The organism is Peptoniphilus sp. (assembly GCF_022767005.1).
Classification (GTDB): domain Bacteria; phylum Bacillota; class Clostridia; order Tissierellales; family Peptoniphilaceae; genus Peptoniphilus_A.
Genome location: NZ_JALEOV010000096.1, coordinates 1 through 5,438 on the forward strand (window position 1 = coordinate 1; position 5,438 = coordinate 5,438).

Sequence of the window (5,438 nt, forward strand, 5' to 3'; positions counted from 1 at the left end):
CAATTGAACAAATTGAAGCAGTGGTGCTACACGAACTTGTGCATTTAAAATATTTTTATCACGACGAAAAATTTATTAGTGAGTGCAAAAAGTATATGCCAAATTATGAAGAAATTGAAAGAGAATTAAAGAGATAGGTGACAAAATGAAAAAAGCATTGAAAATATTAGCAATAATTGCGATAGTGATAATACTTATGAAACTTTTTAATATTTCAATATTTATTGGCAATCAAAAAGTTGATAAACACCTAATCATCCAAAGCATAAGAAATTTTAACCTTGGCGACCTCTTTGATAAAATATCAAATTTTTTAAGTGAACTTGTATCTGGTATAAAAAAAGCAATAAATAGTTTATAAAATAGTACGCATGTCGTGCTTTTTTTGTGTAAAAATTTATTAAAATTATTTTTATGTCACTATGTTATAATAAAAAAGGTGAGAAAATGAATTTAACTTTTATTATACTAGGCTGTATAGTGCCAGGACTTATGACTGGAATTGGTGCAATCCCAATATTTTTCACAAAAAATGTCAGTCAAAAAGCATTAGATGTGCTACTTGCAGCTGCAGCAGGAGTAATGCTTGCAGCAACTTGCTTTTCCCTTGTAATACCAAGTCTTGAAATAGGAAATGGTAGAAAAGGCGTTTTAATAACTGGACTTGGGATATTTGCTGGTGCACTAATGCTCGATCTTATAGATAAATATGCCCCACATGAACATCTAATTGACAAGAGACATGAAGGAAAAGATGTAAAGAACCTTTCAAAAATTTGGCTCTTTGTAATAGCGATTGCTATCCATAATTTTCCAGAAGGACTTGCCACAGGAGTTGGCTTTGGAGGAGAAAACATGTCCAATGGACTTTCGGTTGCCCTTGGAATTGCTCTTCAAAATATGCCAGAAGGACTGGCAGTCGCCCTTGCACTTGTGCGCGAAGGCTATTCTCGCAAAAAAGGTTTTGCAATAGCAGCACTAACTGGGCTAGTTGAGCCAATAGGAGCCTTTATGGGCGTTGGACTTGTGTCAATTTTTTCCGCAACGCTTGGATTTATTCTTGCCCTTGCAGCAGGAGCAATGCTCTTTGTAATTAGTGATGAGATAATTCCTGAAACTCATTCCAATGGCTACGAAAGGTTAGCTACTTATGGTGTAATTTCTGGATTTATACTGATGATGTTTTTAGATTCTCTAATTTAAATTGAAAATTCGCAAAAAACCAAGACAAACCTTGGTTAATTATTTTATCTTAGTATTTATATTTATTTCAAAGGAGTTTTCATCTAAAAATTCTTCTCTAAGCTCCACAGCTTCGGTGAAATAAATTTCTGCATCATCTATAAAATATATTGGCTGGATGCCGTCGGCAAATTTTAATTCTTTATTCATTCTCACATCGGCATAGGAAATTATGTTGCCAACTGCGTGGTATTTTAAGAGAAGAGTTTCGCCAAAATTTTTTATGTAGCTTGGTTTTTTGTAGTCAATGGACATTTCATCTAGCATGGAAATTATTTTTTCATCTAAATTTATATCCACACTTTTTAAGTTTTTCATAAACTCTTCTGTTTTATAATTATTTACATTTATCATATAAGAGTCAAAATTAAAAATCATTTTATCACCTCGATTTTTGCATTAAGATTATTATAATTTTTCTAAGGATTCATAAATAAGTTTTGATTCATTATTGTAAAAAATTTCAAGAGAGGCATTTTGCCATTCTTCTTTATCATCAAAGTCTGTTACTATGCCAAAAAATCTCATGTAGCCGTAACCAAAGGATTCATTAATTATTTCAAAATTAAGTTTTAAAAATTCTTCAATTGAAATCTTTTTGTATTTTCCATCTTTTAAGAGATTTATTTCCACAGAATCCATTATTTCGCCTTCAATGTCATCTATTTCAATGTTTTCGTCAAAATCAGAATCAAAGGCATGGATAATATTCTCTATAACTTCTTCAAGTTCTTCCTTTGTAAAGCTTGTATCAGTTTTTTCTAGTATTAACTTGGGATTTGTCATAATATAATCTACTTGTTTTTCACCTTTTTTTTCAAAGTAAATTCCCTCGTCAAAGGATAAAATAACTTTGTCGTCAAAAACTTCAAGATTTGTCAAATGAAAATCGTGAAAGGAAAAAACTTGATTTAATAAATTTAGTTTCATATAGACCTCATTTGTGATAGGGGTGATTGTTTATTATTCTAAAGGCTCTATAAATTTGTTCCATTAAAATTACGCGCATAAGTTTGTGTGGGAAAGTCATCTTCGAGAAGCTAAGTTTGTAATCGGCTCTATTTAAAACTTCTTCAGATAAACCGAGACTTCCTCCAATTATAAAAGTTATGTTAGAATAGCCGTCTATCATTAAATTATTTATTTTGCCTGCAAATTCAACTGAGTCAATGCTTTTTCCATCTATGGCAAGGGCAATGACATAGGCGCCTTCCTTTATCTTTGATAAGATTTTTTCGCCCTCAGTATTTTTTACTCTTTCCATGTCTTTTTCAGATAAATTTTCGGGGCAAGGTTCGTCCATAATTTCAAAAATGCTTAAATCGGCATAGGATTTAAGCATTTTCTTGTACTCATTTATTGAATCTTTAAAATAATTTTCCTTGATTTTGCCAAGTACAATTAAATTAATATTTATCATTTTAATTTTTTAACTTCTTCAAGAGCCCTTTCAAAGTTTACTTCGTGAGTTACTTCAGGAACATATTCAACGTATGCGACCTTTCCATCTCTGTCAACAATTACAACACCACGAGCAAGGAGCTTAAATTCTTTAATCATGAATCCATATTTTTCGCCAAATTCTCTGTAATTGTAATCAGAAACAATGTCTGCATTTTCAATTCCCTTTACTGAACAGAATCTATCTTGTGCAAAAGGAAGGTCAACTGTTACAGTTACGATTTTTACATCGTCAGATAATTTTGTAGCTTCTTCGTTAAAAGTAGTTGCTTGAATTGCGCATACAGGTGTGTCAATAGATGGAGCAACTGAATAAACTACAATTTTGCCCTTTAAATCAGCTGAATTAAATTCAGATAAATCTCTTTTTACAGCTTTAAATTCAGGCGCCATATCTCCTACTTTAATTTCTTTACCTTCTAAATTAACTTTATTTCCGCCAAATGTTATATCCATTGTAATACCTCCAAAATATTATTTTTTAATTTACACCTTATTTATATCCAATTCTATTTAATCCTAACAAGAGATTGAAATAAAATAATAAATTTGGGTAAAAATTATTTTGAGAAAATTTATTATTTTAAAACAGAAGGGAGGTACTTATGAAAAAATTTTTTAAAACTTTGATTTTTATTATCGTAATAGGATTAATGGGAACTTTTTTATCATCTTGCCAAGATAAAAGGGAACTTCTTCCAGACAAAAAAATTTACAATGTCAATTGGACCATTGAAGATATGACAAATACAGATACTGGCACAAAGGTAGATAATGACATGACAATTAAATTTGATAAGAAAAATTTTATTTTAACTGATAGAAATAATGCAATAGATTATAAGGGAACTTATAAGTTAAAAAAGGCAGGCACGGGTTACGAAATTATAATGAAATTTGACGACTTAAAAGATCCTGTCATAGGTGGATATGGCACGAGGACTTATAAAGATAAGAACTCTGCACCAGATTTATTGTTTGAATATAGGGATCGCATGTATTCTTTTATTGGCGAATATGAAGATAAATAAAAAAACTGTTGTGATTTTCAACAGTTTTTGATATTTCCTATGAAATTTTAAAAATTATTTTTCTTTAAAAATTTTAAGCATTATTTTCGTGGAGATATAAAAGAGAATCAATACTGCAAAAACTCCTGCAAGTCCCCACACTGCTACTTCTAAACCCTGCATAAATATATTCATACATTCACCTCTACATAAACATTGGCACAAGAGCCAAGATCATTGAACCTGCCACTACTGAGCCAAGTTGTCCTGCTACATTTGCCGACATTGCTTGCATTAGCACAAAATTCGTCGGGTCTTCCTTTGCAGCCATCATTTGTACCACTCTACCACTCATTGGGAAGGCAGAAATTCCTGCTGCTCCAATCATTGGATTTACTTTATTCTTTAAAAATAAATTTAAGAATTTTGCAAACAAAACACCGCCTGCTGTGTCGAAAATAAAGGCAACAAGTCCCATTGCAAGTATCATCAATGTGTGAAGATTTAAAAAGGCATCAGCAGACATTGTGCCGCCAATTGTAATTCCAAGTAAAATTGTAACTAGATTTGAAAGTTCATTTTGTGCTGAGATTGAAAGTCTTTCAAGGACTCCACACACCCTTATTAAATTTCCAAACATAAGCGCACCAATAAGTGCAACAGACATTGGCGCAATAATTCCAGCTATAACTGTAATTACAATTGGAAATAAAATTTCAACTTTTTTTGGAACGTGAACCGTAGTGTACTTCATTCTAATTTTTCTCTCTTTTTCAGTAGTTAAAAGTTTTATAACTGGTGGCTGAATTATTGGAACGAGAGACATATAAGAGTATGCAGCAACAGAAATTGGTCCAAGATAATTTGGAGCAAAGACCTTTGCGACATATATTGATGTAGGGCCATCAGCTGCTCCTATTATTCCAATTGACGCTGCCTCGGGAAGAGTGAATTTGCCTGTTGAAATTGCAAAGAGCATTGTTGCAAAAATTCCAAATTGTGCCGCTGCTCCAAAAAATAACATAAAGGGCGATGAAATAAGTGGTTTGAAATCAATCATAGCACCTACTGCTATAAAAATTAATACTGGGAAGAGTTCCGTTGCAATTCCAGCATTGTATAAAATTGTCAAGAAACCACCCTCTCCAACTGCAGATGATAGTGGAATATTAGCAATAATTGCTCCAAAACCAATGGGAAGAAGAAGTGAAGGTTCATATTCTTTTTCAATGGCAAGATAAATTAAAATTCCACCAATGACAAACATAATTAGGTGTTTAACTTCGAGATTTAAAATTCCAGATAAAAGTGTTTCCATTGTGCCTCCTAAACTTTTTAGATGACAAGTAATATAACATAAATACTAAAAATATTCAATAAATGTAGAAATTATAGAGAAAAACAATTGTAAGGCTACAAATATTTTCTTGATAAAAAATACTTTATGTGGTAAATTTTAGGCAAATAAGACCTTATTTAGTAAAAAAGGTTATTTGTATAGCAGTAGATATCATGCTTTAATGTCTTGCTGTTTTGGCATCTTTACTATGGTTTTTCTTACTTATTAGCATTAAGATTCAATTACTTAAACATATTGTGTTAAAGTCAATACAGATATAGTAACAGTATAAATAATAATATTCAAAGATATTAAATAAAATTAAAGACTTAGGAGATTGTTTTGAAAAAATATATAAATTTTATAATTTCATTTTTCTGTTTTCC

10 protein-coding genes are annotated in these 5,438 nt (G+C 31.2%); 4 read left to right on the forward strand and 6 right to left on the reverse strand.

What is annotated here, in order from left to right; genetic code table 11:
• The first annotated feature begins 11 nt into the window (after window positions 1–11).
• The 3 genes from MR285_RS07265 (at window position 12) to MR285_RS07275 (ending at window position 1,203) form a co-directional block, all read left to right on the forward strand.
• Window positions 12–137, forward strand: coding sequence for a M48 family metallopeptidase (locus MR285_RS07265; RefSeq protein ID WP_293559545.1), 126 nt, complete (start codon window positions 12–14; stop codon window positions 135–137).
• 8 nt (window positions 138–145) lie between these two features.
• Complete coding sequence (locus MR285_RS07270) at window positions 146–361, forward strand: hypothetical protein (protein WP_293559530.1); 216 nt, start codon at window positions 146–148, stop codon at window positions 359–361.
• Window positions 362–447: 86 nt separating this feature from the next.
• A complete protein-coding gene (locus MR285_RS07275; RefSeq protein WP_293559532.1) occupies window positions 448–1,203 on the forward strand; it encodes a ZIP family metal transporter in 756 nt (251 codons plus the stop codon).
• A 39-nt stretch (window positions 1,204–1,242) separates the two neighbouring features.
• Here MR285_RS07275 and MR285_RS07280 read toward each other — a convergent pair whose 3' ends face one another.
• Genes MR285_RS07280 through tpx form a run of 4 tightly spaced genes read right to left on the reverse strand, consistent with a single transcriptional unit; the run spans window position 1,243 to window position 3,159 of the window.
• Entirely contained in the window at window positions 1,243–1,620 is a 378-nt protein-coding gene (locus MR285_RS07280) for a hypothetical protein (protein ID WP_293559534.1), read from the reverse strand.
• A 30-nt stretch (window positions 1,621–1,650) separates the two neighbouring features.
• Window positions 1,651–2,172 (reverse strand): hypothetical protein, encoded by a 522-nt coding sequence (locus tag MR285_RS07285; RefSeq protein ID WP_293559536.1) that lies wholly within the window; start codon window positions 2,170–2,172, stop codon window positions 1,651–1,653.
• A gap of 7 nt (window positions 2,173–2,179) precedes the next feature.
• The gene (rlmH, locus tag MR285_RS07290; RefSeq protein WP_293559546.1) at window positions 2,180–2,659 is read right to left on the reverse strand and encodes a 23S rRNA (pseudouridine(1915)-N(3))-methyltransferase RlmH; all 480 of its coding nucleotides are present in this window, start codon (window positions 2,657–2,659) and stop codon (window positions 2,180–2,182) included.
• Complete coding sequence (gene tpx / locus MR285_RS07295) at window positions 2,659–3,159, reverse strand: thiol peroxidase (protein WP_293559538.1); 501 nt, start codon at window positions 3,157–3,159, stop codon at window positions 2,659–2,661. The genes rlmH and tpx overlap by 1 nt, the downstream gene beginning before the upstream one ends.
• Before the next feature lie 149 nt (window positions 3,160–3,308).
• On the opposite strand from tpx, the gene MR285_RS07300 reads away from it, so the two are divergent.
• Window positions 3,309–3,734, forward strand: coding sequence for a hypothetical protein (locus tag MR285_RS07300; RefSeq protein WP_293559540.1), 426 nt, complete (start codon window positions 3,309–3,311; stop codon window positions 3,732–3,734).
• A 54-nt stretch (window positions 3,735–3,788) separates the two neighbouring features.
• Here the strand turns inward: MR285_RS07300 and MR285_RS07305 are convergent, their stop codons facing one another.
• Window positions 3,789–3,908, reverse strand: coding sequence for an OadG-related small transporter subunit (locus MR285_RS07305; protein ID WP_293559542.1), 120 nt, complete (start codon window positions 3,906–3,908; stop codon window positions 3,789–3,791).
• 10 nt (window positions 3,909–3,918) lie between these two features.
• Entirely contained in the window at window positions 3,919–5,031 is a 1,113-nt protein-coding gene (locus MR285_RS07310; protein ID WP_293559544.1) for a sodium ion-translocating decarboxylase subunit beta, read from the reverse strand.
• Between the last annotated feature and the right edge of the window lie 407 nt (window positions 5,032–5,438).

What these genes read in the sequence shown, in the direction of transcription:
- MR285_RS07280 (WP_293559534.1), bottom strand. Translation starts at nt 1,620, where the DNA reads ATGATTTTTAATTTTGACTCTTATATGATAAATGTAAATAATTATAAA.
- tpx (WP_293559538.1), bottom strand. Translation starts at nt 3,159, where the DNA reads ATGGATATAACATTTGGCGGAAATAAAGTTAATTTAGAAGGTAAAGAA.
- MR285_RS07310 (WP_293559544.1), bottom strand. Translation starts at nt 5,031, where the DNA reads ATGGAAACACTTTTATCTGGAATTTTAAATCTCGAAGTTAAACACCTA.
- MR285_RS07300 (WP_293559540.1), top strand. Translation starts at nt 3,309, where the DNA reads ATGAAAAAATTTTTTAAAACTTTGATTTTTATTATCGTAATAGGATTA.
- MR285_RS07270 (WP_293559530.1), top strand. Translation starts at nt 146, where the DNA reads ATGAAAAAAGCATTGAAAATATTAGCAATAATTGCGATAGTGATAATA.
- MR285_RS07305 (WP_293559542.1), bottom strand. Translation starts at nt 3,908, where the DNA reads ATGAATATATTTATGCAGGGTTTAGAAGTAGCAGTGTGGGGACTTGCA.
- MR285_RS07275 (WP_293559532.1), top strand. Translation starts at nt 448, where the DNA reads ATGAATTTAACTTTTATTATACTAGGCTGTATAGTGCCAGGACTTATG.
- MR285_RS07285 (WP_293559536.1), bottom strand. Translation starts at nt 2,172, where the DNA reads ATGAAACTAAATTTATTAAATCAAGTTTTTTCCTTTCACGATTTTCAT.